We start from the raw sequence: 26,399 nt of genomic DNA, 5'->3' as shown, positions 1-26,399 counted from the left end.
CAATAGAATGAATTATTGGAACATATTTAGCAATATATATCAAAAAACAATATTAAGAAACCCCCTCCACCTTAAGGTAGAAGGGATCTTTTAATTTCTATTTCAAACTACCTAAAATTTCCGTAAAGATAACCCAAAGCGTATGTGCACCTGCATCTGGATATCCTAAACTTCTTTCACCAACTACCGCTCCTCTGCCGAATGATCTTTCAACGATAGATTATATGCCCTGAAGTGCTACTTGCAACATTCAATTCAGATATACGACAGTAAAGAATACATCATCACGGTGTCAGCAAGCAAAAGTGTATTCTGCATTTCTGAAAACAGTAGATGGCAGATTATGACCTACTGAATCTGCTAAGAAAGAATATACAAGAACATCCTTAACATCCTCTTTATTTCCACTAATGATGACATCAAGAAAATCTTCTATTTGGAATTCTGGAGTAAATAACACAATCTTAGTTGTTCTGTTTGGTTCTAAAGAAACAAAAGTACGAGAGATTTCAACTAATTCATTTTGAGTTGGGAAAAAAATGTTTCGACTTCTCTTAACAGTTACCGTCACATTACTAGTATGGCAACGCGAATCATTGTTTAGCATAATGTTGAGAGCAGTTGGAATAATCCCATTTTCAGAGACTGGAACTCGGAACACTCCAGTAGATTTATGGGCCATATAATCACATCCTTTCAAAATAAAATATATTTACAATATATTAGATGCAAAAAACGTTCATTTTGATATGGACAAATTACATGATTAATATATCTATAATAACCCTCGGTATTACTAAGCCAATGTTTTAAAAGATTAACAAATATCGCGAGAACCAATCGAATGTATATTAAAAGTAAAAAGAATAAGTTGTCTAAAAGACCCCCTATTTTGAGCCAATAATGAGACATTATGTTAATCTTATATGTATAGCTGCACAAAATTGAGAAACTTAAGGAGACAGATAAATTTTATGAGAAAATTATCTATATTACTTACTTTCATTCTAGTATTAGTCAGTGTTACGGCTGCTTGCACACAAGATAAAACAGATAGTGCCGTTGAAAATGGTCCAATAGAAGAACCAACCGCAAAAAATGAAAATGAAGAATTAATAAATTTTGAAGAAAAAGAAGAGATGAGCCGCTTGGAACAAGGTATTTTATTAGTTGGCGAGAGTGTTAAGGGAGGCTATTACTTGGCCGCTGTTCAAAGTGCATATTTAAATGCTAGCAACGATTCCGCCATTGTTAATGTCTCTGTAAAAAATGTACGAGGGCAAACGATTGGACTATCAGAATTAAAATATAACTTAAAAGATGAAAAAGACGGAAAGATCTATAAAGGAAAGGTACTTGATCAAAACCCTTCTGATATACAAGTTAAACCAAATGAAACGGTAGAATTGAAAATAGCTTTTGAAGTACCACGTACCGCAGATGAATATATGTTTTATATTGAAAGCTCTTTAGACCCTCTACAAACATACTGGAAAATTGATAAGCTGCAATCACAAACAAACTAAGTCTAAAATAAGCAAAAAGCAATGAAAAATTTGATATAGATACAAATGAATACTATATAAACGTAAGACCATCGATTTAATGAATCGATGGTCTTTTTCAAAAAATGCCCCATTAAAAACTAAGAGATAAAAAAGAACTAATCTCTAGAAGAGATTAGCTCAATATATCCAAAGCTATTATGGTACATAGTTTTATGAGCAAACGTTATATAATGTTGTATGGGATACATAACCTGTCATCCCTTTATATGTAACTTTTAACCACTGTTTAGAATTACTGTAATGACCTTGAACATATTCACCAGTTACCCATGTTCCAGTAATTTTCGTACCATCATTAAATGTATGTAAGACAGGTGAATCGACAGTATAACCACTGCGCATCTTTGCACCATATACACCTACCGTACCTCCCTTTGCACAAGCTGCTACTACATTTTCATTTTCAGTAGCATTCGTAGCCGCGAAAGCAGAGCCGTTAAATGTAAATAAAGTAAATATAAAAGCTGTTAGTACTGTACAAATAGATAAACGACGTAACAAAATAAATTCCCCCTTTTTTTATAATTTACTTCTTCACAAATGATTATCTTAAATATTCTAACTATTTTCAATATATTAATGTTGAGAAATATTAGTTGTATTTTTGAAATAAGATTTTATCAAAAACAGTAACAAACTCATATTTTACTGAGAAAGAACCGAAAGAAGTCTTCTACATATCAACTATATAAAAATCCCTCCACCTTAAGGCAGAGGGACTTTCTAATTATTATTTCAAACTACCCGCAATCTCCGTAAAGATAACTCCAAGTGCATGTGCACCTGCATCTGGATAGCCTAAGCTTCTTTCACCAACTGTACCGGCGCGGCCCATGCGAGCTACGATTTCTTTCGTGTACTCTGCGCCTTTAACGGCTGCTTCTGCACCTTTTTCAAAGGCAGTTTTTACGTCTACTTCGTTTGAGGCGCTATCTAACCAAGAATCTACACATGGAGCAAGTCCGTCAACTAATGTTTTGTCACCAACTACCGCTCCTCTGCCGAATGATCTTTCACCGATAGATTGTATGCCTTGCAGTGCTGCTTGCAACATTTCAGCAAATTCTTTCACTGTTAACTCACGCTTCTCGCCTGCTGCTTTACTAGCTGCGCGGAATGCTCCGCCCCAAATTGGACCAGAAGCGCCGCCGCAATGTTCCATAATAATCATCGAACAACCGTCAAGGAATGATCCAATCGTTACATTTTCTTGTTCTACAATCGAATGCCACTCACGTTTTAATTGCTTAAATCCTTTTGCAACACTCATTCCGAAGTCGCCGTCACCTGCATGTGTATCTAACTCACAAAACGGTACTTCATTTTTAATAATAATATCGCTCATTTTATCAACGAGATAAATCATGTTGTTTAATGTAATGACATTATTTTTAATAACAGCGTGCTCTTCCGCTGTTTCTATTTCAAATGAAACTTCCTTCTCTTCTGCCTCTTCAAGTACATTCACGTACTCTACACTTTCAACTGGTCCATCTACTTTAAACGCAGGTGTATTACATTCTTTAGATAGTAATGTTTTTAGCTCTTCATCTAACTTCATTACCGTTAAAGACATACCAGCCATATCAATACTTGTCATATAGTTACCGACGAATACTCTATTAATTTTAATGTTTCTAGCTGCTAGTTCTCTCGTAACGGCGTTGTTAAATAAGTAAAGTTCTTGCAGTGGTGTTCCGCCAAAACCGTTAACTAGAAGTGCGATTTCCTCGCCATCTTTTACTCCTAAATCTTTCATTAAATCATTTGTCATACGGTTAGCTAATTCATCAGCCGACAGCATTTTTTCACGCTTAATTCCTGGTTCGCCGTGAATACCTACGCCGTATTCCATTTCATCTTCCGCAAGTGTGAAAGTAGGTGATCCGCTCGCTGGAACTGTACAAGACGTTAACGCTAAACCGATTGTGCGCACGTTAGCCGCTGCTTTTTCTGCTACAGCTTTCACCGCTCCTAAATCCATACCTGCTTCCGCTGCTGCGCCGGCAATTTTATGAACTAAAATAACTCCCGCAACGCCGCGGCGTCCTACTGTATATAGGCTATCTTCTACCGCAATATCATCGTCCACTTTTACGTAGTCGACTTCAATTCCATCTTCCGTCGCTAAATGCGCACCGTTTTTGAAATTCATAATATCGCCGCTATAATTTTTAATAATTAATAACGTACCTTTTTTACTAGCTGTTTCTTTAATTGCTTGATATACCTGAATTTGTGAAGGTGACGCAAACACATCTCCGCACACTGCCGCATCTAACATTCCTTTTCCGACTAATCCTGCATGTGCCGGCTCATGACCACTACCGCCGCCGCTAATTAACGTTACTTTATTTTCGTTCATTTCTTTCTTCTTAATTACTTTATGTTTTTTCAAAAGCTCAAGCTCTGGGTGAGCCATAACCATTCCGTTACACATTTCCATTACTAATGTTTCTGGTTTGTTTATAATCTTTTTCATTGTAGTTCTCCCTCAATTCCTTTAATATATTGTGATATATTTGAAATCTTCTTCTTACTACTCATGTTAAAATGAAAGCGTTTTATAGTAAACGGACAAAATGGACAATCTGTCTAAAGACACCGCTCTCATTTATAGATAGGATTTTTATATTAATAACATTCTAGGGATGATTCAGATGACCTCTTCTATAATTTCTAAAAAGATAATCGCGAACTCATTGAAGTATTTAATGGAAACAGAGTCGTTTCATAAAATATCAGTGAGCGATATTATGTTACACTGTCAAATGCGTAGGCAAACTTTTTATTATCATTTTAAAGATAAATTTGAACTATTAAGCTGGATTTATAGAGAAGAAACGAAGGAAAACATTATCGATTTTCTTGACTATGAAACGTGGGAAAACATTTTCGATTTATTATTTGATTACTTTTATGAAAATCAAAAATTTTACCGAAATGCTTTTAAAGTCATTGAGCAAAACTCGTTTAATCACTATTTATTTGAGCATACGAAAAACTTATATATGAAGATTATTGATGAATTATCTGTGAGCTGTGGATTCAGCCTTTCTGATGAGACTAAAAATACGATTGCCTCCTTTTATAGTCACGGCTTCGTTGGAACGATAAAAGATTGGATTGAAAGCAAGTGCGAAGTAGATCCATCCGTTATGTCTTCTCTTATGAAAAATATGATAAACAATCAATTACTACTATTACTTGAGCAATCAGCAAAGTAATTAAAGGGTGGCAAAAGCAATGAAAAAGATTATGAATGATGTACAAAATATCGTTCAAGATATGCTGCATGGCTTTTATTTTGAACATAACGACAAAGTAAATTACGATGAAACAAATAACATCATTTATGTAAAAGATATCGAAAAAATGAAGCAAGACGTCGCTATTGTAAGCGGCGGTGGTAGCGGACATGAACCTGCTGATATTGGTTATGTAGGAAAAGGTATGCTTACAGCGGCAGTAAACGGCAATATTTTCACTCCGCCTACAGTGGAACAAATTGTAGCGGCAACTCGCCTCATACCAAAAGATAAAAGTATACTATTCATCATCAAAAACTTTAAAGATGACGTAGAAAACTTTCTAGCAGCAAAGCAAATTGCTCAAGAAGAAGGAAGAAAAGTTGACCATATCATCGTAAATGACGATGTTTCAATTGAAGATGATGCTTCTTTTAATAAAAGAAGACGCGGCGTAGCTGGCACTGTTTTCGTTCAAAAAATACTTGGTGCGGCCGCTCTTGAAGGTCACTCTTTAGAAGAACTAACAACAATTGGCCGTTCTGTTACAGAAAACTTACACACATTAGGAGTTGCTCTTTCACCTGCAAACGATCCAGTGAAAGGAAAAGCTTCCTTCACATTAACCGAAGATGAAGTCTTTTACGGCGTCGGTATTCACGGCGAAAAAGGTTACCGCAAAGAAGCACTATCCTCTTCTGAAATATTAGCGATCGAACTAATGAACAAACTAAAAAGCATTTATCGCTGGAGAAAAGGTGACAACTTCGCTATCCTTATTAATGGACTCGGCGCAACTCCATTAATGGAACAATACATTTTCGCAAACGACATTCGCCGTTTGTCTGAACTTGAAGGATTGCAAGTGACATTCGTAAAGGTTGGTACGCTGTTGACTTCTTTAGATATGAAAGGTGTTTCGCTCAGTTTGCTTAAGGTAGCGGATTTGGATTGGATGAAGTGGTTGAAAGCGGATGTTAGAGTGGGTAATTGGTAAGTAAAAATCATGATGATAAAAGCCTTTAACTATAACAAGTTAAAGGCTTTTTACAAATTGAAATATCGCACGAGCGTTCAAAAGAAATTCGTAATCACCTCACTGAATGATGACAGGTCTTCCAAATAAAGCTGGATGATAAATTAACATCGCCCCTACAAATGAACACACTAAACAAAAAACAGCCTCGTATTTTATAACTAGAGAAGAGTTGGTATCAAGCTTTTTCCCCTCTCTTCTTAATATCATTTTAAAAGCTCTATATAATAAATATCCAATAATCGCCCCGAGAGTGTTCGTAAATAAATCATCAATATCTGTAATTCTATTATTTAGTAATTGATTTAACTCAATTGCCAATGAAAAAAAGAATCCTGCACATACGGTGTTTTTCATTTTTCTAAAATGCGGCCAAATCATCGGTAATAAAAAACCTAACGGCATAAACAGTACGATGTTCAAAAGATACGTAGTACTACCTGCCGTATCAAATAGAGTCAAATTGATTTGACTTACACGAATCCACGTTTCATATCTACTTATATCCCATACAGTCGCGATCTGCGTCACCCTATACACTAACGAAAGGTAGAATAGAAAAACATATACCCATAGAAAATGCCGAATAGATATGTTTCTTTTCGCTTTAAAATAAAATCCAATTTGAAACACAATACAAAAAATAATCGTAAAAAAATACGTATACAAATAATTAATCAAAACTCCTGTATCCATGTAGAATCCCCTAACTTTACATTTTCATCTATGACTTTGTCTTTTTTAGTCTCCTTCATGATGTAACTCATTTATAGGATAGGAAAAACTTTTAAAATAAAGAGTGGGGTAAACATAAAATTTTTCTTAAATCTTCAGTTTGGTTTTATTATTACTCTTCTTAGGCATCCGCCATTGATAGCTAGGCAACAACATGCTTAAACCTAACAATACTATCATTTTTGCACGTAATCCTCGTAGTACTTTAACCGATAAAGCATATATAAAATCATGTGACTCGTTTGTTCAGTTAAAACATGAAATTAATAAATATATGACGTACTATAATCACTCTTGCTATCAATGGAATTTAAAGAAGATGACTTCTGTTTGCATACAGAAATCATCTTTTTTAGGTTGCCTAACTTTTTTTAAAATGTCCTTTACAAAGGGTACAGATCAAGAGCACCTTATTCCTATTCGAGGGGATCAACTATACCTTCTTCCCTTAAAATCACACAAACCCATTTACAAATCTGTAAAAGTAGATATAATATCCTTATGGAACCTTCATTAATTTATAAAGCATTGTCAAATGAAACAAGATGTCAAATTCTATCATGGTTAAAAAATCCAGAAAACCATTTCGACGAAAAACCTTATTTAGAACAAGGGATTAATTTTCAGATTGGAGTGTGTGTAGGAGATATTCAGCTTAAAACTGGCTTAGCCCAATCGGTTATTTCTAGTTATTTATTAACTATGAAAAAGGCAGGACTACTAGACTCTGACCGAATTGGAAAATGGACATATTATCGTCGAAATGAAAAAACAATACAAGCGTTTTCTGAATACGTTCAAAATGAATTATAAAGTAAAAGCAAATAATCAACCTACCATTGATTATTTGCTTTCACACATTCTGCTTTTATATAGCTGCCCAATACATTCTTTTTAAAACTTCGCTACCTATAAAAGAAAGAAACATAGAAAGGAGCATCTTTTTTAACATATCATATCTAGTTATTTAGATATCTGTGTTTGTGTTTAACATTACATAATTCTATTACTATTGACATCCAATCATGCTCATTTCCTTGTTAATAAATCGATTTCACTTTCAAAATAATAAGAAGAATGGAGAGTTTTACAAATGAAAAAAGTAAGTCCTTTACTTATTCTTACACTAGCAATAGGGGTGTTTGGAATTATTACTACCGAGATGGGTATTGTCGGTGTATTACCACAAATCACTCAGAAATTTGGCATTTCAACTGCACAAGCAGGGTTTTTAGTAAGTATATTCGCACTAGTCGTTGCTATTTCTGGTCCGTTTTTAATTCTGCTCGTCTCTAGTATTAATCGTAAAATAATTTTATTAATAGCAATCTTTGTTTTTGTTATTTCAAATATAATTTACGCTTATACAACACAATTTGAAATCATGCTTATTTTTCGTATTTTACCTGCAGCACTTCACCCACTCTTCTTTTCAATCGCTCTTGTAACTGCTGCTAAACTTGTCCCTCCTGAAAAGAGTGGTCAAGCGGTTACAAAAGTTTTCATGGGAATTACGGTTGGCTTTGCACTAGGTGTACCATTAACCTCTTACCTTGCAGATCAATTTTCATTAGAAATTGCTTTCTTATTCGGAGCGCTTATTAACGCCCTTGCATTCATTGGAATACTAATCTCACTTCCTTCTATGCCCGTTAAAGAAAAAATGTCTTTCGGCAAACAAATTCGTATACTCGGCAAACCAGGATTATGGTTAAATATTTTAACTGTCACATTCCTTTTTGCAGCCATGTTTTCCGTATACAGCTACTTCGCCGAATACCTTGCGAAAGTAACTTCCATGAATGGATCGCTCATCAGTATCATGCTATTCATATTTGGTATAGTTATGATTTTAGGCAATCATTTATTTGGTAGTCTTCTGCAAAGAAGCATAGTAAATACAGTAATATCGTTCCCTATTTTATATTCTATTGTTTACATATTGGTTTATTATTTAGGTCCTTATCTTGTTCCAATGATTTTTATGGTATTCATTTGGGGAATCGTGCATGCTGGTGGATTAATTGTTGGTCAAACATGGTTAATAAGTGAAGCAAGAGAAGCACCCGAATTTGGTAATAGCCTATTCGTTTCATTCTCAAATCTTGGAATTACTCTAGGAACAACTATTGGAGGCTGGTTCATTTCAAACTTAGGTATTCATCAACTTATTTGGAGTGGATTTATATTTACACTACTTTCATTTCTATTAATTATAATAAAACTAAAATTTTTCACTTCTAATAACCTAGCTTCATTATCAAGCTAGTACATTTTCAGTTCCAAACTGGATAAAAAACATTATACAGTGAAACTTTAATCAGCTCTCACCAATCGGGCGTTTATGGGCAGCCCGGCAAATAGTGGGATAAATTCTATATAAAATACTGGTTATTCTTCTTATAAGATTTTATAAACTATAAAGTATGACACTCAGAGCCTTTAGCTATAAATACAAGTTAAAGACTTTTTATATAAAAACAGCTTTAAAAGGTGCTAATTTTATGGAACATCATCAAAATAGAATACTAAAAAAAGGCTCCATTGCTGGAGCACTCAAAAAATAATATAACTAAACGAATTAAAACAAGGAACAGACAATTAAAATATACAAATAAAACATAAATAAATCTATATATATGTAATATTACATATAAAAATCCTATTTATCACTGCTATAATAAACTTACTCGATGATTGTTATATTATTCATAGGTTAAAAGCAATAAGTTACCTTCTTAACACCAATTTACAAATAAAAAAAGACATCTTAATTGATGTCTTTTTTTATTTTCCAAAGGATTTGCTTTATTAGTTGTACTGTTTATTTTATTAATCATCGTTGGAGCTTCTTGCTTCTGCTAAAAAACTATCAGAAAAGACACTCTTATATGGGTGTCTTTTCTTTATAATAAAGTGAAACTTTATTCCTCCGCATCCCTCATACTGTAATACCCCAAATTAATAATAACCAAGAAATACCCACCCATAATTCCGGCAGCGAATGTCCACATGAATTCATGGTGTTCAATTTCATACATAATAATCGCACCTAGTATTGCGGCTGCAAACCGATTTATCATTCCGAGCATCGGTGCTTTTTCTTTTTTTACAATGCTATCTCCGAACTTTTCAATACGCCTTCCTAAAATCCAGGCGCAGTACATACTCACCAAAAGGCCAATGCTTATCCCTACAAACTGGGCTGAAAAAGGTGTCACGAGCCAGCCCAATAACATTACGCCTAGCAAACAATACACTTGTATGTTAAACGATTTTAGTGCCATACGAATCATGTTATTCTCCTTTATCTTTCTCATTGTAATTCCGTATCATCAGTCCAATCTTCCAGGCTTCAAGCTTTCAGCTATATCTTTTTTAAAATGAGGGAATTTGATTTTGCTCACCATTAAATAAGCGAGTGCGCATGTACCAAACGCCACGGAAACTGGATTCTTTAAAAAACATAAAATGAGGAGACACATTGCCGCAAATGGAATCGGCATGCCGATAAAGGTCGGGAGTTTGCTTTGCTGTGTGTTAAATCTTGCAAGCCGAAGCATTCCGCAAATACTATAAGCAAGCGCACATATCATCCCGATAGACTGCAAATCTTTTAAAGCGACACTATATGCAAGAATAGACGGTGCCACACCAAAAGTAACTAAATCCGCAAATGAGTCCAACTCTCCACCAATTTCTGAAACAGAATCCAGTTTCCGAGCGACCATGCCATCAAAAAAGTCAAACAGCATACCTGTAATAATAAAAACTGCTCCCAAATAAATATCGTGAACGAAAAGAGCGTAAATAGCTAAAAGCCCACATACAAAATTTGCTATCGTAATCATATTTGGTATGAAACTCATAATGCACTTCTCCTCCTTTCTACTAATTGCTTCATCTAAGTTCTTACTCATTACAATCAAGATCCTTCTGCTTTTCTTCCAATATCACTTTATTTATTTTCGTTAACGTATCTGTCATTTGCTCTAGGGCGTTTATATCGATTTTAGAAAAATATTTCTCAATTAATACATCATCTAACTCAGACAACCGCTCTATATACTTACTACCGTTTGGACCAAGTGTAAGAAAATACTCCCGTTTATTATTAGGGTTTACTTGTTTTGAAATCATCTTCTGTTTCTCCAATTTCGATAAAACTTGGCTAACGGCACTTTTTGATACATTAAAAGTAGTCGCAATGTGATTTGCCGTCGTGTTTTCATTTAAATTAATATGAAATAGCATGCTCTCTTGCTGTCCTGTAAGACCGAACTCATCTTTTAACTCCTGGAATAGTAAAATGTAGAATTCATTATAAGCTCGGTTCATTTCATTAATTACTTCTTTATACGTTCTAGTCATAGCGTTATTCCTCCATGCTTTTATTTCGCTTAATAGTTAAGTTCACTTAACTTAACTATAGTATACCGTTATGTTCGTGTAAAGGGAAATATCGCTCTACACTTTACTCACAATGATACAAAAAAGAAGACACTCTTCTAAAACAAGTTTAGTCGCTTCTGTCTCACTGCTTTCCTCATCCAAATACTCGGTAAGTCATTCTGAATAATCAAAAAGAAAAACAATTAAATTCCATATAGACCCATTACTGGTTAAAATGTTATAATGGAATCACCCTACATAGTTACTCATAGCCAGACTGAGGAACTAGCGTCTTATTAAGTAATGCGCATAACTAAAATAAAAAAGACACTTTACGGTGTCTTTTTTATTTATATTCCTAGGAATTATCTCTTTTATAAACACACTCTATCAAACAGTAAAGGAGACAAACAGATGGAACATCCTGTTGCAAGAGAATTACGTTTTATACGGGTATGTCTTATCATTTTGATTATTGTCATTGCATTCTGGAACCGGGAGAAAACTGTGGAAATTACTGATCACGGTAGCGATCCTATTTTAAACACCAGCAATATGACCCAAGTTGGTGAGAATACATTTGCATACAAAGACGAATCGAATCAAATTAAAATATTTAAGTTTAATCCAGATACAAATGAAATAAAATTAATAAAAGAGTTTTATGCTAACGAATATTAATTACATGAATTAAATAATTCAAATCTGTAGAAGACACTTTAAAGTGTCTTTTCTTTATGAACTACAAAGTATGAGAACCCAAGCCATTAGCTGCAATTACGACCAAGGCTTTTACTATATAAAAAATAAAACATAGTAAGAATAGAATACTCACTTAAATTATTTTTCACTTCACAAACTACATCCAAAAAGTTGGATAGCTTCTTTTACTACTCATATTATTAATAAATAAAGCAATAACTACAATAACAACGGAGCCAATTAAAACTGGTGTTACTAAATAACTCCAACTATTTGCCCCTAAAATAACGATAATCGGATCGGCGCCTGCCGGAGGATGCGTCGTTCTTGTTAACATCATAACGGCTATTGCCATCCCCACCGCTAAAGCAATTGTCCAATATTCATTCCCAAACAAATGATATATTGATAGACCAATGAAAGTTGAAATCAAATGTCCTCCAATAATATTACGCGGCTGAGATAATGGCGCATTCCAAACTCCAAACGCTAATACACAACTCGCACCAAATGGAGCCATTAATAATTCTGTAGAGGTTATGCTCGTTAAATATGTTAAGGTAAGAATTGTTAAAAATCCCCCTAGTAGTCCCGTTAAAGAGTCCTTTACATTTACTTGTAATGGGCTTCTTCCTTTCCCTTTCATTTTTGTAAAATATCGTACACTTATTGGTTGAGGATCTTTCTGCTTAGTTGCTGTTATATTATCCATCGTTCTCCTCCTTTATTTACCAACAATTATAACTCGACATAACTAACCTGTAAATATTAATTTAAGGGGTTAGTTATAAAGTACAAAAAAAGAATCAACTGTTATAAGTTGATTCTCTAAACTTCTTCAAATTTTCGATCCTGAAATTTTGCTACCTTTTTCCGGTTCCCACATATTTTCATAGAACACCATTTTCGTTTTCCACTCTTATCTATAAATAATAAAACACAGTCAGGATTTGAACACCTTTTAAGGGAAATAAGCTTATTTTCTGCTATTAACGTTAAAGCGTCAAATGCAATTAACGATGCGAGTACATCCTCGATTTCTCCAACTGGGATAGATACTAGCTGCTGTTCAATGATTTTATATGTAAATGGTGCCTTCTCAATTTGTTTTTCTAAATACGTAATAAAATCATTAGAAATTTCTTGCTGATCAGCAATTGCCTCAAACTGTTTTCTCAATACTTCTCTTACCTCTAATATGCTAGATGTAACTTGATCCATTCGCTTCTGAATTCCTATAAGTGTTTTTTCATTCCAAAAAGGAAGATTAACCTTTATTACATGTAGCCATTCTAATACATCTTCATCTGTTATTAATAAATCATAACGTTGTCCACGCCTAACTAACTCTGTATTTACTAAATCTAATGAGAGATTTCCCGATATAAGCGGGAATTGTTTTGTTTCCTGCATGTACTCATCACCTTCTCTTTAAACAATCATATTCCAGATTAATACAGCAGTGCAACTTTTTTATAAACTACAAAGTATGAAGATTAAAGCCTTTAGCCATAATTACGACTAAAGGCTTTTTGTATGTAAGTAAATGAAAAAGGAGCTAATTTTATGGAACATAATAAAAATGGAATGCTTGCTTTAATTGTTTTATTTTTAGGATTAGTGTTTTTTGTTAGTGGAATGGTTTATCATTTATGGGGCTCATTTTAATTTCAACTTTTAGACAGATAAATAATTCGAATCAGAGAAACGCACAAATCTTTCCCTTTTCCTTCCAAAATCAATATAATAAGATATAAAATGTAATACATATAAAGACAAATATATATAGCACTCATTAAAAGTGCTTCTATTTTGGAAGGAAGAAACAAACGATGAACAAAAAGTTATTAGCATCATTATTATGTAGCACATTCTTGTTTGGAGCATCGGCTTGCAGTTCACATGATGCGCCTGCGAAAAATGAGCAGGCGACTTCTAAAAAAACAGAGAATGACAAACTTAGCAGCAAGGATCCGCAAAAAGAACTTCCTACCAATGTAGATTCCTCTGATGTATACATGTCAATGGGATCTGCCGAGTCATTAGATGTTCTAGGGACTGGAGAAGTTAAAGCACAAGGTGTCTTTAAAGTATTAGACATCGCCGTTTATAATCGTAAAGAAGAACCCATTACACTAGATATTAACAACTTTAAATTAATTGATGGATTTGGAAGAGAATATCACATTTCCAATGAATATCAGTCAGTACTTAAAGCTGCAAATATCTCCACATTCAAATTTAATATTGTTAATCCTAATGAAAGTTCGGAAGGAAACATTGTATTTGATGTACCGAAAAACACGCAAGGATTAACTTTAAAAATTAATAATGATAAGTTAGATAAAGAACTCCAATTAAAAGTGGAATAGGCCAATAAATGCGTCTCCCTTAACATTCTCTACCGACATAAAAAAGTACAGTCTTTTCTACAGCAGACTGTACTTTTTTATTTATCATTTCACATAACATTCCCTAATTTTTTTGACTAGATGCTCTCCAATCACGAAAAGATGTTGGGCGTCCAGAAAAAGCTCTTTGCTTTGTAACAGATGGTTTTTCTTCAGGAGTCATTGTTTTTTCTTTAAGAGTCGCTGGTTTTTCCTTAAGCGTCACTGATTTTTCTTCAAGAATAGTCACAGCTGTTTGCATTTTCTCTAACTGTTCTTTCAACAATTGTTGTTCAATCTTTAAATCCGTAAGTAAACGTAAAATCATCTCAGAATTAGCCATAAGATCCTCCTTCCCCCAATACACAGAATAAAATACAATATGTAGCAGACGAAATACCGGTGACAAAAATAAGGTCGTCAACTCTTTTTAACTTCCAAAATCCTTTTATTTTTTTAAGGACCTGCTCCATTCACCCTTAAAAACATAAATTAAATTAAATCCATTATTAAATGGTCTTTATGGAAGGAGGAGTTAATATGGGCTATGGAGGTAGTTGTGGTGGAGGCTGTGGTTTCGGCGGCGGATTTGCCTTACTTGTTGTGCTCTTCATCTTATTAATCATCGTTGGCGCTAGCTGTTGGGGCGGCGGATTCGGCTGCTAAGGAGAGGCACTCTTGAGAGTGTCTTTTTTTTGATATGTGGCTTGTATACATATTGTTCAAATCTATATATTTTTTAAAAATATAGATTTAAAGCATATTTCTCAATGAATAAAACAACTTAACATGGTAAAATAATATTTGGATGGGAGTCCAATATATTATTAAAATTAAGATGGTTCAAGTCGAAGGAAGGCACCTTAGGGTGTCTTTTCTTTATGACTTCTATCATCAACAAAGGGTGATACAAACTATTACATATGTTTGTACCACCCTTTATTGATGCGTTTAGACTTCACAGGTGTTGAAGTTTTAGACTTCTCCCTTAGTGTACCCATCTTATTAGAACATCCTGTAATCTGTAGACAAAATGTAGCTAATAAAAACAATATTAATAATTTCTTCAATAAATCCTCCTACATACATAAAACACCATATGTTACAAAACAAACATAACATCAACTCTTCATAAAAACAATATAATCCTCGGTCCTTAAGCTATCTCTTAACATAGGAGTACCGCCACATATCCATTTTTAAAATATCCCCTACTTAAGGAATTTGTAAGTATCAAGTAAGAAAAACGAGAACTTTGTTTCGTATAATCAAAATATAAAGTGAAGGAAGAAAGATTATTTCTGGGATTAATATGCATGTGACAAGAGAAGAAATCTACGTTTTTTTAGAATAATAATATGAGTATGTCCAAGTTTTGGAGATTGCTTGCAAATATTTTTAAGTTTTCGCACCAGAACCCTAATTACCCTACCTGTTTTTTACCATCACATATTGGAGGTTAAAACATGAATAAAAAAAAGAAAATACAAAGATCAGCACTTACCTTTACCCTACTCTTTTCTTTAGGCGTTTCATCTTTCCCGCTTACAACAACTATTCACGCAGATACACGTGAGAAACAATCTGCTGAAAAGAAATTAATCTCTTTAACGGAGCGTACATCATTATTTTTTGAATATCTCCAGCAAGGTAAGTATGCAGAGGCACTACAGTTGACGTCTACTGCTTTTCAATCCAAATTTACAGCAACCACATTACAAAACTGGTGGACACAAAGTGGCTGGAGCGGGATAAAAAGCATGGGAACCCCCGTGATAAAAGAACGAAACTCGGTCCATCAGACGGTGGAAATTCCAGCAGCTACCGAAGGAACTACCATACCGCTACTCCTTAAATTCACACCTGGCGGGAAAGTAGATGAAATTGGAGAAAGGCCACCCGAGGAATATTTTACCATACCCCATCCTAGCTATGATCAACCTGACTCCTATCAAGAACGTGAAATCGTCATTGGAAATTCTACCTATCCGTTACCAGCGACATTAACAGTTCCGAAACATAAGCGTGGTGAAAAGCTGCCCGTAGTTGTTCTTGTTCATGGTGCTGGCATCCATGATCGCGATAGCACATATATGGGAACTAAAATCTTACGCGACCTTGCGGTGGGCCTTTCATCCAACGGAATTGCAGTGTTGCGCTATGAAAAACGTACCTTAGAACATGTATTAAAGATGAGTGCAGAACCTGTTACGTTAGACCGTGATACTACAGATGATGCTATCTATGCAGCAAAATCAGCAGCACAGCAGGAAGGCATTGATCCAAGTAATATTTTCATTCTTGGACATAGTCTAGGAGCCGGTACAATGCCACGTATACTGAGCAAAGCGCCTTCCTCACTTGTCCGAGGAAGTATCTTACTCGCACCACCTGCACGGCCTTTGACTGACATTGCCATTGACCAGTATCAATACCTTGGGAAACCAAAGGAAGAAATCGATGAACTAAAAAGACAAGTCGCTTTTATTCAGGATCCTACTTTCAATCCTGACCATCCTCCAGCTGGCTACAATTTTGGGTCACCTCATTTTATGTATGATGTTTCTAGGTGGCGTCCAGTTGAAGAGGCAAAATCACGAAAAGAGCCTTTACTCATTTTGCAAGGAGCACGCGATTATCAAGTAACAGTAAAAGATGAATATACAAAATGGCAGAAAGGACTTTCAAACCGCGGGAATGTTCAGTTCAAAAAATACCCGAAATTGAATCATTTCTTCACGGAGGGTGACGGGGAATTAAGTCTTCCTAGTGAATACGAAATTCCTGCTAATGTTCCCGAGTATGTCATCCAAGACATTATTACATGGGTTAACGAGACAAAAAAATAAGAAAACATCAAAAGCCTTCATGCAATCATCATTGCGTGAAGGCTTTTTTGAAACTAGTGATTCAGAGATAGCTATTATAATGGATCAAAACGAAAATTATATTTTTCTACGTACTAAATAAAACGCTAAGGAACCCATAATAACAGGTGCAACGAAGTCAAAGAAATATGAAAAAGAAAAATTAAAAAGAAAAAGAAATGGTATAAGTGTATAGATAACTGCTAGTCCTATAAATAAAGGAATTCCAAATTGAAACTCTCGACATCGTTTAATTTTCCTATATAAGACTTCCCCAATTAGACAAGCTATAAGAGCTGGTATACTACCATAAGTGACGATAGTTTTTATGAACCCCTGTAAAACGTCTGGGTGAATAAAGCTAGGATTAAAAATATATGAAATTAAGAACCATCCAAAAATAAAAGCAAATAGACTTGCAGCATAACTAACTACAAATTTTATCAAAGTAAGCAACGTAATCATCCTCACAATTCCCTAATATTATCTTCATTTTATCATTTTCTCTTAAAAAGATTCCAAAAGGGTATACTTGCCCTTCAGCTTTCTTTTTTTAACGCTTGTTCAAGACGTATTTTTTGATGTTATTCTGTATAAAAAACTTTTGGGAGCAACCTGTTCGAAAAATTGATAAAGAATAAGCGATTGAAGGATGAAAACAGAAGACTACAAGGAAAACTGTATGAACAAATATAATGAAACAAGGCTCTTACTTTGTAGCGGTATCCACGAAGTAAGAGCCTTGTTTTTTCTACTCATTTTTTATATCAGTCTTGATTTTCCAATGGAAAGGCACAGAAAATCTACTACAGAAGTTGTGATACCTCTAGGATTAACAAATTCTTTAAATTTCTGTGTACTACGTACAAGCCCTCTACTTTTGGCATGTGCCTCTAATTCAGCTCGAACTTGTATTGTATCCGGAGCCATTCTTTCTAAAGCATGCGCAGAATATTTACGAACATTGATTTCAAGTTTTTAAAACTCATTTATTGTAACTGTAAAATGTGGCTTGAATTTTACTTCGATTGTTTTGTTTTCTTCTGTACCTAGAATGTATAGTGAATCATTACGAGTATATATTTCTTTCACTGATTCCATCTTGGTTTCTATGATACGTTTGTCTTCGTATAGCATTATTAATTCAACTGTTGCATCATAATAGAACATATTCATAACCAGTTCAAATCCAAGTTTATCAATTTTACTATATCGATACGCACCTGCACCTGGAATATAGTAATCTTCTGGTTCGCTTTCGAAAATTTCTAGTAACTCATACTTATCATGTTTAATATCCAATATTCCTCAACCTTTTTGTCATAGATTACTTACTATGCTATTCATTCTATTCTTTTTTCTTTGCGGGAACAACTGTGATAACGTCACCTTTATCATTTATAACTACGTAGCCTTCGTCTCTAACGTATTTCCAAGTACCAGGATTGTCTCCTGGTTTGCGAGTGCCCGTTTTTATAATATCTTCAACTACATTTGGAGTCATTCCTCGAGGATCAACTTTTTTTAATTCTTCCATGTATTTATCTGATCCGAATGTATACCCTTTTCTTTCAGCTCGCTCACGTGCTCGTTTTGTAAGCTCCGCTCGAACTTGAACTGTATCAGGTGCCATTCTTTCAAGTGCATGTTCAGAGTACTTACGTCCATCAATGACGCCGCCACCTCTTGGCATACTCCATCCAATCTCTTCAGTTACCTTTGATACTTTTCCTAAATCCTTCGCTTTTTGCTCTAACTCTCCATATTTACCAAATACTCGACCAATAACTTTAGGAGTGCCACCTACAACTGTAGAAACAGTTCCCCATACATAATCATTCGGCTCATATTTTCTGTCTGTGAAAAATTCTCTTCCATTATAAATTTGTAAACCTTGTTTAATTTGTCCAACAACTGGAATAAAATCAAGCGCCATCGATCCCAATTCATTCGTTCGCTTTTGTTCTTCCAGATATTCTTTCATTTTTTCAGGTGGTACACCAAAATCTTTAAGGCGGGTTGTTAACCCATCCATATTACCAACATTTTTAACAACATTAGACGTATCTATTTTGTAGCCTGAAATCTTATTAGCAGAATCCATCATGTTATTAGCAGCATCTAAACCAGACATAATGTCTGTATGTATTGTTGGAAATGCTTGTTGAGCTTCTGCAACATGCGTTGAAACACTATTAATTAGTCTATCAGCCATTACGGCTTGTTTATGAAGTGATGCCCCAGCCTTCTGTACAGAATCACCAAATTTAAGGAAACTTTGATTTACAACACGCAAATCAGAAGCCATTTGTTTATATTCAGGTAATCTGCTTTTAAACCCTTCATGCATAGCTGTAACTTGCTGGCCGTAGTCCCGAACACCATCTGCTAATTTACTAATTTCACCTTTTGGTAAGGTGCCAACCCATTTTTCTGCTGGTTCAACAAATGTATCATTGATTGTAAGCCAGTATAAATTCGTTTGGTCAACCAGCGCTATCGTGAGTTCAGTTACAGCAGTTAAAGCATCTGCATACCATTCTACCATTTGCTTTTTATAGGATGTCATACTATTTTTATAATCCGTTAAACCATTCACATAGTTTTGAAGGTTAGCTTTATCTTGCTGTACCAAATATTTACCTTGTTGAATTTGTTGAATAATATTACCTGAATCCTGATTCACTTTATCGATAACCATAATACTATCTTTTAGTAGCATTAATTTATGGATTTTCCCAAAATCCTGATTCATCATCTCTAAAGTTGCGATAGTAGAATTGTATTTTTCTCTTACAGCTGGATCAGCTTCTTTTTCATAAATTTTATCTACAGTGTTCTTCAATTCAGATTTTTTTAGTGTGGTTAGTAATTGAGAGACACTTTGTGCAAGTTCACTTGATTCAACTATAACTGTATCATCATTTTTAGTTTCTTTTGCTTTTTTAAAGCGTTCCGAATATTTCTTCATCAATTCAGCAGAAGTTTTTAAATCGTCAATATCTTGACGAATTGCATCTATTTTATTGGATAAAGATTGATCAAATACAACTGCAAATAATTTTTGCACAACGTATGTTTGACCATTGTAGTTCACCTTAAACCATAGAGGACCGTCTTCCCCTACTACTTCAAGAATTTCATCCTTTCTAACTTTTATTGGGTCAAATCCCCTTACAACTGTTCTGGATTTGTAGATATTTTGGTCGAGGGATTGGATTGTTATCCACCCTTTTACCATTTTACCTGTTCTATCAAATTGGAATTGTTTTCCTTTGTAGGTTACATTGCCTTTTTGAATCACACCGTTATCGTCTGCATAATACCAATGGGTAGTTTGAGAGAACCATCCTTTTTGTGCAGCTCCACTTACCGTATCAAAATAGTAGTCCTTTCCGTCTACGGTATTCCATCCTGAAGCTAGATTACCATTTTTATCGAAGAAATAGGTATCCTCCCCTGAACGTAATAATCCAGTATGTTTCACGCCTGGTTTGTCATAATAGTATTTCTTTTCTCCATCTACAACCCAGCCAACCGATTCATTGTTTTTTATACCTGATGTTGCCATGATTGTCCTATATAAGAACACAGAAAATTGCTCTCTTGTGACAAGTCCATTTGGATTAAAATTGCCATCACCAGTACCATTTGTGATTTTATTCCCAGCTAATATTTTGACATATTCGTTAGCCCAATGACCTTTCATATCCGTAAAGTCAAAATTCCCTTTCGGTTTTAAATCGAATGTTCTGACCAGTACTGCAGCCATTTCAGCACGCGTCATATTATTTTTCGGATTGAATTGTTTCTCTACATTTACGCTAAATATGCCCCGTGCAGTAAGTGCCAAAATTTCCTTTTTAAAATTGCTATCACCAATATCAACAAATGGATTATTGGTACTATCTTGCGGTTTTAAATATCGATACAAGAATGCAGCAAGATGTTCGCGAATAATAGGATCCGTAGCACCGAAATATCCATTTCCGTATCCTGTTACAATCTTATTTTCAGCCATATACATCATTTCTTTATATGCCCAGTGGGTTTTAGGAACGTCAATAAAAGATGATGAATTCACTTGACCATTTTGTTCTGCATACGCTGTTCCTACTGTACTGAATAATAAAATACATATCACAGAACTTAAAAATAATTTCTTAATTGTATTCATAATAGATCTCCTATTCAATTTTTAAAAATATAATTGCAAAATCAGCACTTATTTTATCCTTCATTTACGGCGTTTTATATAATTATCAAATTTCTATTCATACTAATATTTCGCATAAGGACAACCTAAGTCATTCTGTCTAAACAATAATTAGTTCATAAGATGTTTCATGTTTTAAATGTAGTAGCCCGTTTATGGAACCTTCTTAATAAACAGTAAAACCAAGTTTTTTAATTTGAAAATCCCTTAGTCTAAAATTCGCATTATGTTGAAGAGATCCATAATAATACTAATCTCCTTTCTCTTTGACGCGGCCTATTTGATTTAAAACTTCGACTTCCTCTGTAAACATTGGTGCATAGGTAGAAAGTAATTAAAATAATGATAATATAAGTCCTATGGTTTTCTTCATACTCGCATCTCCTTATCAATTCGTAAAAAACTTTTTAATTATATATTAGGTTTAATTACTATTAAAATAAAAAAATATAAATATGCATAATTACATATTTACCTTCTCAATAGAGTGTACTCTATTGAGAAGCTTACAAGTTATTGATTTTAAAGGATTTAGAGTTTCTCAAATACACTTATCAAAATCGAAGCGTGGTATTTAATTTCAGAGTGGCCCTTGAAACCCATAATCGTTTCCGTACCCCTATAATGCTATTCATTTTTTTATACATTCCTATCCTGGTGTGGGTTGCAGAGTTTCCGTTTTTTACTGAATTAGCCGAAAAAATCACGCTAAGCAAAAAATATAATAAGCTGTCGATATAGACAGCCCTTTACATAATTATCTTTATTGGAATCAAAATAAGCTTACACATCCAAGCTGTTGATGATAGCTAATATTTGATGATCTGTCCATTTGCCATTAATCCTTATATTTTCTTTCGCTATACCTTCTTTTTTAAATCCCACTTTTTCTAATACACGAATAGATGCTAAATTATCAAGCATCACTCCTGCTTCAATTCTATGTAACTTTAATTCCCTAAAAGCAAAATCTACAACAAGTTGAAGAGCCTCTGTTGTATAGCCCTTTGCATTATGCTCCTTATCTAAAGTAAATCCCGTATAACAGCTTTGGAGGTCTCCCCTAACAATTTGAGTTAATGAAATGTCTCCAATCAGTTTATCATTTTCTCTTAAAAAGATTCCGAAAGGGTATACTTGCCCTTCAGCTGTCTTTTTTAGAGCTTGTTCAAGACGTATTTTTTGATGTTCTTCTGTATAAAAAACTTCTGGGAGCAACGGGCAAACTCGTTGAAAAAATTCGCGATTTCTAATATGTAAGTTAGCTAACTCGTTAGCATCAGCAGTTTTATAAAGCCGAATATAAATGTGCTTCCCTACTAGTTTCATAACATCCCTCCAACATTTTTATATGTCTAATGAGGAAAAAATATACCGTATACTATATACAGTTGGATATTATCAGGAATCATTTTGCACGAAAGAAAAGACACTCCATATGAGTGTCTTTTCCAATAGTTTTTAGCAGAAGCAAGAAGCTCCAACGATGATTAATAAAATGAATAACACAACTAATAAAGCAAAGCCTCCCGAGAAGCCACAACCGCCACAACTACCACCATAACCCATAATAGTTCCTCCTTTAGATAAGAGGGGAAAACTAAGGTTCACTCATGTATTTTAATGGATTCGTTTCATCTTATGTTTTTTCGTATTGATTGAGCAGGTCCTTTCGAAAACTATTCACATATTAACTATATTTTTAAAAATGAATAATTCAACTATAACAATAAATAGATAAATTAATATAATGTATTAATTCTAAAAGAAGGGAGGAATAGCCATGCAATTAGTTTGTTTTAAAATAGTAAGTGGTCAGTATTTCTTGTTTGTAGAAGGTATTCAAATTCCTGTACCAATTCCAGCAGTTGCTGCAGCTTTATTAATTGGTTTAGGAGTAATTCCACTTTGTTCTTAATGTAAGGAATTCGGATCATTCCTATCTTTCCATTGGAAAAGCCTCAAGTATATGAATACTTGAGGCTTTCTTTATATCAAAGAAAAAACACCTTACAGCGCTTGAAGATCCTCTGATTTAAATAATGCGGCCGTTACATCATCACCGAAAGTATTGAAACAGAATACTTTCTCGTCTATCTTATCCATTACTGTAGCTTCACCTATCTTGCCACCTTGAAGTTTAATAAAATAGTTATGTTCTTCTAAAATTTTACTAAAATCTCTGTTTGCCCATCTTTCAGTAATTGCTAATAGCTCTTCTTTATTCTTGAAATTGTTTCCGTTTAGAATGTTTCTTACTTTCTCTGCATTCTTTTTGGACATAGGGGTTGCTCCCTTTCCTTCACACGCTTTTACTTTTTGATGAGTCATGCTATGCATAGCTGAAATCACTTCTTCTTCAGTAGAAGTTACTGTAATGTGAAGTTGTGCATTTGAGCCTTTCACTTCTGCTTCATTCGATAGTGTGTCTTCTTTATTAACCTCTGCAAAAACATGGTCCTCACTCCCAAGCGGGACTTCAGCAAACTGTAACATTCCATAAGTCATACCAGTTGCAAGTACTACTACACCTATAATAGATGCTAGCCAATACGTTAGCTTTTTGTCCATCTTCATTTCCCCTGTCTTCGTTTAAATATCTTAACTAAAGAGTACCATATTTAATTCCTTTTTATTGAAGTGTCTCTAATTTTTACTATAAAAAACGTATAAATCATTTAATACCAATATAACAACTTCACAATCATGACTATGCCTATTCTCATAACAGGATCTATATACGATGTCACTAAATCATCTGGTGAACTACTGGTTATTAGTACGGCTTTGCATCATTATTCTCAAAAAGGATAATTATTGTACATACCAATTCTTATGTATAAAGACACCCAAAACAAGTGTTACGAAAAAAATATAAAAAAGACATCTTTTCTAGGCAAAGATGTCTTTTTTATATAAACCTTAATGTTCGTTCTGTAAAACCCTCGCTGCCTTTACTCCTTCTTTCTCTTCTTTTAAGAATAACGATACGATAAATGCAACAATAATAAAGATTAACCCAAGTGCAAATGCACCTTGGAACCCTGAAGTTAAACCGTTTAACTTCTCTACTGGATCCAGTGGATTTGCGGAGCTTTCCATATACTTAGTTGTTCCTGAAGACATTTTCGAAATAAAGATAGCTGTACCAATTGCACCAGCTACTTGTTGCAACGTACTAAATAGTGCTGTTCCGTGCGGATATAAATCTGGTGTTAATTGATTTAAACCGTATGTTTGTGCTGTCATGACAAACATGAGTCCAACCATTAATACGCTATGCATGACAATAATTTGTACCATTGATGTATCAGGAGTAATGCCTTTAAATAAGAACATTGCAATTCCTACTAAGACAATACCGGGAACGATAATAACTTTCGGACTCAATTTATCAAATAGTTTACCTGCGATTGGTCCCATTATGGCGCTAATAACACTTCCCGGAAGCATGATAATTCCTGATTTAAAAGCTGTAACGAGTAAAACAGTTTGCAGGAACATCGGTAATAAAGTCATCGTTGAAAATAACGACATCATCACAATGACAATTAATCCAACTGATAATGTAAACATCGGAACTTTAAATGCTCGTAATTCTAAAATTGGATTCTCAATTTTCAATTGTCGAACGGCAAAAATACATAATGAGATAAGCCCAACAATTAAAGTGCCATACACTTTTGCATCGGACCATCCTAAATCACCCGATGCACTAAAGCTATACACAAGCCCGCCAAATCCTAATGTCGATAAAAGGATAGATGGGTAATCTACTTTTGGCCTTGTTAACTCTGAAACATTTTGAATGTACTTCATCCCAATCATAATGGAAATGATCACGATAGGAATAACAATATAGAATAACCAGCGCCAATTTAATGAATCCACAATTACTCCAGATAATGTAGGGCCAATTGCCGGAGCTGCCATCATCACGAGTGCGATTAATCCCATTGTCGCACCACGTTTTTCAGGTGGACAAATGATTAAAATCGTATTCATTAATAACGGTGTAATTAACCCCGTCGCTACAGCTTGGACGATACGGCCAATTAATAAAACGGAAAATGTCGGTGCGAATCCTGCAATTAATGTACCGACTAAAAACGTTACCATAGCGATCAAAAACATTTGTCTCGTTGTGAGCCATTGCTGAAGTAATGCTGTAATTGGAACTAAAACCCCAACTACTAACATGTATGCTGTAGAAAGCCATTGAATCGTTGAAGCCGTTACGTCAAATTCTTTCATTAATACCGTTAACGCATTTCCAAGTAATGTTTCATTTAATAATGCAACCATTGCACCTAAAAGTAATGCAATTAAAATGGGGGTATGTTTCAAATTAGAAGTATCAACTTTGCCACTTGTAGGGCTCTTAGTTGTCATATTCATTTACAGATTCTCCTCCTGTTTCTTACTTAAAAAACTTTAAATACACCAGAACACATGTAATATAATATACATATGTAGATTAAAAAGGGAGAATCAATTTTCAGCCACTGTATATTTAATCTACAAAAAAGGAGAATTGTAGATGAATGATAATCAAAAACAACTTGATTTACGTATTAGACGTACACATAAATTACTGTGGGATTCCTTATTTGAATTAATGACGCAATCAAAACAGAAATATAGTACGATTACGATTAACCAAATATGTGACCGCGCAATGGTACACCGAACAACCTTTTATAAACACTTCGAAGATAAAGATGCTTTATTAGCATTTGGATTTAAACGATATAGCAAGATGATTGCTGAAATACCGGTTTCAGATCGATTAAGTAAACCATTTCAAGTAATGGAACAATTTCTACACCATGAAGAAATCGGTAAAATATTAGAGACACAAATGTCTGATGAACAATTTATTAACCGGACACAGTATTTAAGTCACGAAACGAGAAAACAAGAAATAGAAGCGTTACATCAACTGCGCAAAAATCATACGATGCCAAATGATCTAATCATTGAATTTTATTCAGGGGCAATCACCTCATTAAGCGCATGGTGGTTTAAAAATGAAAGAAGCGTTTCTGCGGCTGAAATGGATAGTTATCTCCACCAACTTATTAACCGGGATATTTTTCAGTTTGAAGAGGAATAACTTCCCAACAAAAAAAAGGCTGTTTTATAAACAGCTTTTTTTGATGAAATAAAACGTCGATAAATTTAAGTTAAAAATATTCGGAATTAATATTAAAATGAAGGATGGGGATAGGGGTATGGGATTATA

The 26,399-nt window shown here is 34.3% G+C and carries 30 protein-coding genes and 2 pseudogenes; 13 read left to right on the top strand and 19 right to left on the bottom strand.

Going from position 1 to position 26,399, the window contains the following annotated elements; all coding sequences use genetic code 11:
* Positions 1 to 97: 97 nt before the first annotated feature.
* Together MHH27_RS05340 and MHH27_RS05335 are read right to left on the bottom strand one after the other, a co-directional pair.
* Positions 98 to 217 carry a DAK2 domain-containing protein gene (locus MHH27_RS05340; protein ID WP_255292008.1) on the bottom strand — a complete coding sequence of 40 codons (120 nt, stop codon included), beginning with the start codon at positions 215 to 217 and terminating at the stop codon, positions 98 to 100.
* Between the two features lie 75 nt (positions 218 to 292).
* A complete protein-coding gene (locus MHH27_RS05335; protein ID WP_340941842.1) occupies positions 293 to 682 on the bottom strand; it encodes a hypothetical protein in 390 nt (129 codons plus the stop codon).
* A gap of 292 nt (positions 683 to 974) precedes the next feature.
* Between MHH27_RS05335 and MHH27_RS05330 the strand changes: the two genes are divergently transcribed.
* Complete coding sequence (locus MHH27_RS05330; protein ID WP_090975700.1) at positions 975 to 1,526, top strand: DUF4352 domain-containing protein; 552 nt, start codon at positions 975 to 977, stop codon at positions 1,524 to 1,526.
* A gap of 192 nt (positions 1,527 to 1,718) precedes the next feature.
* Here the strand turns inward: MHH27_RS05330 and MHH27_RS05325 are convergent, their stop codons facing one another.
* Both MHH27_RS05325 and dhaK read right to left on the bottom strand, forming a co-directional pair.
* Entirely contained in the window at positions 1,719 to 2,069 is a 351-nt protein-coding gene (locus MHH27_RS05325) for an SH3 domain-containing protein (protein ID WP_000946191.1), read from the bottom strand.
* A gap of 229 nt (positions 2,070 to 2,298) precedes the next feature.
* Positions 2,299 to 4,050 (bottom strand): dihydroxyacetone kinase subunit DhaK, encoded by a 1,752-nt coding sequence (gene dhaK / locus MHH27_RS05320; protein ID WP_090975698.1) that lies wholly within the window; start codon positions 4,048 to 4,050, stop codon positions 2,299 to 2,301.
* A 178-nt stretch (positions 4,051 to 4,228) separates the two neighbouring features.
* Between dhaK and dhaS the strand changes: the two genes are divergently transcribed.
* Together dhaS and dhaQ are read left to right on the top strand one after the other, a co-directional pair.
* On the top strand, positions 4,229 to 4,795 hold the full coding sequence (dhaS, locus tag MHH27_RS05315) for a dihydroxyacetone kinase transcriptional activator DhaS (RefSeq protein WP_078385069.1): 567 nt from the start codon (positions 4,229 to 4,231) through the stop codon (positions 4,793 to 4,795).
* Positions 4,796 to 4,814: 19 nt separating this feature from the next.
* Positions 4,815 to 5,813 carry a DhaKLM operon coactivator DhaQ gene (gene dhaQ / locus MHH27_RS05310; RefSeq protein WP_098256867.1) on the top strand — a complete coding sequence of 333 codons (999 nt, stop codon included), beginning with the start codon at positions 4,815 to 4,817 and terminating at the stop codon, positions 5,811 to 5,813.
* Positions 5,814 to 5,912: 99 nt separating this feature from the next.
* On the opposite strand, the gene MHH27_RS05305 is transcribed toward dhaQ, so the two are convergent.
* Positions 5,913 to 6,548 carry a VanZ family protein gene (locus MHH27_RS05305; RefSeq protein ID WP_098251248.1) on the bottom strand — a complete coding sequence of 212 codons (636 nt, stop codon included), beginning with the start codon at positions 6,546 to 6,548 and terminating at the stop codon, positions 5,913 to 5,915.
* Positions 6,549 to 6,741: 193 nt separating this feature from the next.
* Between MHH27_RS05305 and MHH27_RS31985 the strand changes: the two genes are divergently transcribed.
* The 4 genes and pseudogenes from MHH27_RS31985 to MHH27_RS05285 all read left to right on the top strand — a co-directional run.
* Positions 6,742 to 7,104, top strand: a complete 363-nt coding sequence (locus MHH27_RS31985; RefSeq protein WP_445687420.1) for an IS3 family transposase — start codon at positions 6,742 to 6,744, stop codon at positions 7,102 to 7,104.
* Entirely contained in the window at positions 7,089 to 7,400 is a 312-nt protein-coding gene (locus tag MHH27_RS05295) for an ArsR/SmtB family transcription factor (protein WP_000433732.1), read from the top strand. Before MHH27_RS31985 ends, MHH27_RS05295 begins: the two co-directional genes overlap by 16 nt.
* A 280-nt stretch (positions 7,401 to 7,680) precedes the next feature.
* The gene (locus MHH27_RS05290) at positions 7,681 to 8,856 is read left to right on the top strand and encodes an MFS transporter (protein WP_065228393.1); all 1,176 of its coding nucleotides are present in this window, start codon (positions 7,681 to 7,683) and stop codon (positions 8,854 to 8,856) included.
* Between the two features lie 521 nt (positions 8,857 to 9,377).
* Positions 9,378 to 9,452, top strand: a pseudogene (locus MHH27_RS05285) (YjcZ family sporulation protein); the annotation flags it as partial.
* 59 nt (positions 9,453 to 9,511) lie between these two features.
* Here the strand turns inward: MHH27_RS05285 and MHH27_RS05280 are convergent.
* Genes MHH27_RS05280 through MHH27_RS05270 form a run of 3 tightly spaced genes read right to left on the bottom strand, consistent with a single transcriptional unit; the run spans position 9,512 to position 10,958 of the window.
* Positions 9,512 to 9,883: an ATP synthase subunit I gene (locus MHH27_RS05280; protein WP_340944813.1), complete on the bottom strand. Its 372-nt coding sequence runs from the start codon at positions 9,881 to 9,883 to the stop codon at positions 9,512 to 9,514.
* A 39-nt stretch (positions 9,884 to 9,922) separates the two neighbouring features.
* The gene (gene pssA / locus MHH27_RS05275; RefSeq protein WP_090976700.1) at positions 9,923 to 10,456 is read right to left on the bottom strand and encodes a CDP-diacylglycerol--serine O-phosphatidyltransferase; all 534 of its coding nucleotides are present in this window, start codon (positions 10,454 to 10,456) and stop codon (positions 9,923 to 9,925) included.
* Positions 10,457 to 10,499: 43 nt separating this feature from the next.
* Positions 10,500 to 10,958 (bottom strand): MarR family winged helix-turn-helix transcriptional regulator, encoded by a 459-nt coding sequence (locus tag MHH27_RS05270; RefSeq protein ID WP_000198941.1) that lies wholly within the window; start codon positions 10,956 to 10,958, stop codon positions 10,500 to 10,502.
* Between the two features lie 435 nt (positions 10,959 to 11,393).
* Here MHH27_RS05270 and MHH27_RS05265 point away from each other — a divergent pair, with 435 nt between their 5' ends.
* Positions 11,394 to 11,660, top strand: a complete 267-nt coding sequence (locus MHH27_RS05265) for a YmzC family protein (protein ID WP_000400971.1) — start codon at positions 11,394 to 11,396, stop codon at positions 11,658 to 11,660.
* Between the two features lie 178 nt (positions 11,661 to 11,838).
* Here MHH27_RS05265 and MHH27_RS05260 read toward each other — a convergent pair whose 3' ends face one another.
* Both MHH27_RS05260 and MHH27_RS05255 read right to left on the bottom strand, forming a co-directional pair.
* A complete protein-coding gene (locus tag MHH27_RS05260; RefSeq protein ID WP_000368844.1) occupies positions 11,839 to 12,393 on the bottom strand; it encodes an HPP family protein in 555 nt (184 codons plus the stop codon).
* A 116-nt stretch (positions 12,394 to 12,509) separates the two neighbouring features.
* Positions 12,510 to 13,094 (bottom strand): CGNR zinc finger domain-containing protein, encoded by a 585-nt coding sequence (locus MHH27_RS05255; protein ID WP_001158435.1) that lies wholly within the window; start codon positions 13,092 to 13,094, stop codon positions 12,510 to 12,512.
* A gap of 419 nt (positions 13,095 to 13,513) precedes the next feature.
* Between MHH27_RS05255 and MHH27_RS05250 the strand changes: the two genes are divergently transcribed.
* On the top strand, positions 13,514 to 14,053 hold the full coding sequence (locus tag MHH27_RS05250) for a DUF4352 domain-containing protein (RefSeq protein WP_001035572.1): 540 nt from the start codon (positions 13,514 to 13,516) through the stop codon (positions 14,051 to 14,053).
* A 103-nt stretch (positions 14,054 to 14,156) separates the two neighbouring features.
* Here MHH27_RS05250 and MHH27_RS05245 read toward each other — a convergent pair whose 3' ends face one another.
* A complete protein-coding gene (locus MHH27_RS05245; protein WP_000013694.1) occupies positions 14,157 to 14,414 on the bottom strand; it encodes a hypothetical protein in 258 nt (85 codons plus the stop codon).
* A gap of 197 nt (positions 14,415 to 14,611) precedes the next feature.
* On the opposite strand from MHH27_RS05245, the gene MHH27_RS05240 reads away from it, so the two are divergent.
* Together MHH27_RS05240 and MHH27_RS05235 are read left to right on the top strand one after the other, a co-directional pair.
* Positions 14,612 to 14,737 (top strand): YjcZ family sporulation protein, encoded by a 126-nt coding sequence (locus MHH27_RS05240; RefSeq protein ID WP_000540377.1) that lies wholly within the window; start codon positions 14,612 to 14,614, stop codon positions 14,735 to 14,737.
* Positions 14,738 to 15,537: 800 nt separating this feature from the next.
* The gene (locus tag MHH27_RS05235) at positions 15,538 to 16,920 is read left to right on the top strand and encodes an alpha/beta hydrolase (RefSeq protein ID WP_098835967.1); all 1,383 of its coding nucleotides are present in this window, start codon (positions 15,538 to 15,540) and stop codon (positions 16,918 to 16,920) included.
* Positions 16,921 to 17,016: 96 nt separating this feature from the next.
* Here MHH27_RS05235 and MHH27_RS05230 read toward each other — a convergent pair whose 3' ends face one another.
* The 6 genes and pseudogenes from MHH27_RS05230 to MHH27_RS05205 form a co-directional block, all read right to left on the bottom strand.
* On the bottom strand, positions 17,017 to 17,403 hold the full coding sequence (locus MHH27_RS05230) for a hypothetical protein (protein ID WP_000631589.1): 387 nt from the start codon (positions 17,401 to 17,403) through the stop codon (positions 17,017 to 17,019).
* Positions 17,387 to 17,585: pseudogene (locus MHH27_RS31980) on the bottom strand (GNAT family N-acetyltransferase); the annotation flags it as partial. The gene MHH27_RS05230 and the pseudogene MHH27_RS31980, both read right to left, overlap by 17 nt.
* A 331-nt stretch (positions 17,586 to 17,916) precedes the next feature.
* Complete coding sequence (locus MHH27_RS05220; RefSeq protein WP_000351759.1) at positions 17,917 to 18,240, bottom strand: hypothetical protein; 324 nt, start codon at positions 18,238 to 18,240, stop codon at positions 17,917 to 17,919.
* Between the two features lie 46 nt (positions 18,241 to 18,286).
* Positions 18,287 to 21,115 carry an S-layer homology domain-containing protein gene (locus tag MHH27_RS05215; protein ID WP_340941835.1) on the bottom strand — a complete coding sequence of 943 codons (2,829 nt, stop codon included), beginning with the start codon at positions 21,113 to 21,115 and terminating at the stop codon, positions 18,287 to 18,289.
* A gap of 822 nt (positions 21,116 to 21,937) precedes the next feature.
* Positions 21,938 to 22,483: a GNAT family N-acetyltransferase gene (locus tag MHH27_RS05210; protein ID WP_340941833.1), complete on the bottom strand. Its 546-nt coding sequence runs from the start codon at positions 22,481 to 22,483 to the stop codon at positions 21,938 to 21,940.
* A 132-nt stretch (positions 22,484 to 22,615) separates the two neighbouring features.
* Positions 22,616 to 22,723, bottom strand: a complete 108-nt coding sequence (locus MHH27_RS05205) for a YjcZ family sporulation protein (protein ID WP_000540375.1) — start codon at positions 22,721 to 22,723, stop codon at positions 22,616 to 22,618.
* A 214-nt stretch (positions 22,724 to 22,937) separates the two neighbouring features.
* Between MHH27_RS05205 and MHH27_RS05200 the strand changes: the two genes are divergently transcribed.
* Entirely contained in the window at positions 22,938 to 23,072 is a 135-nt protein-coding gene (locus MHH27_RS05200; RefSeq protein WP_001177693.1) for a hypothetical protein, read from the top strand.
* 92 nt (positions 23,073 to 23,164) lie between these two features.
* Here MHH27_RS05200 and MHH27_RS05195 read toward each other — a convergent pair whose 3' ends face one another.
* Positions 23,165 to 23,725 (bottom strand): PRK06770 family protein, encoded by a 561-nt coding sequence (locus MHH27_RS05195; RefSeq protein WP_098843166.1) that lies wholly within the window; start codon positions 23,723 to 23,725, stop codon positions 23,165 to 23,167.
* 351 nt (positions 23,726 to 24,076) lie between these two features.
* Positions 24,077 to 25,552, bottom strand: coding sequence for an MDR family MFS transporter (locus MHH27_RS05190; protein WP_340941830.1), 1,476 nt, complete (start codon positions 25,550 to 25,552; stop codon positions 24,077 to 24,079).
* 142 nt (positions 25,553 to 25,694) lie between these two features.
* Between MHH27_RS05190 and MHH27_RS05185 the strand changes: the two genes are divergently transcribed.
* Positions 25,695 to 26,270, top strand: a complete 576-nt coding sequence (locus MHH27_RS05185; RefSeq protein ID WP_340941828.1) for a TetR/AcrR family transcriptional regulator — start codon at positions 25,695 to 25,697, stop codon at positions 26,268 to 26,270.
* Positions 26,271 to 26,399: the final 129 nt, after the last annotated feature.

Origin of the sequence: Bacillus sp. FSL L8-0152, from assembly GCF_038006365.1 — a bacterium.
In the GTDB taxonomy this organism is placed as follows: domain Bacteria; phylum Bacillota; class Bacilli; order Bacillales; family Bacillaceae_G; genus Bacillus_A; species Bacillus_A cereus.
This window is presented reverse-complemented; position numbering and strand designations above follow the sequence as displayed.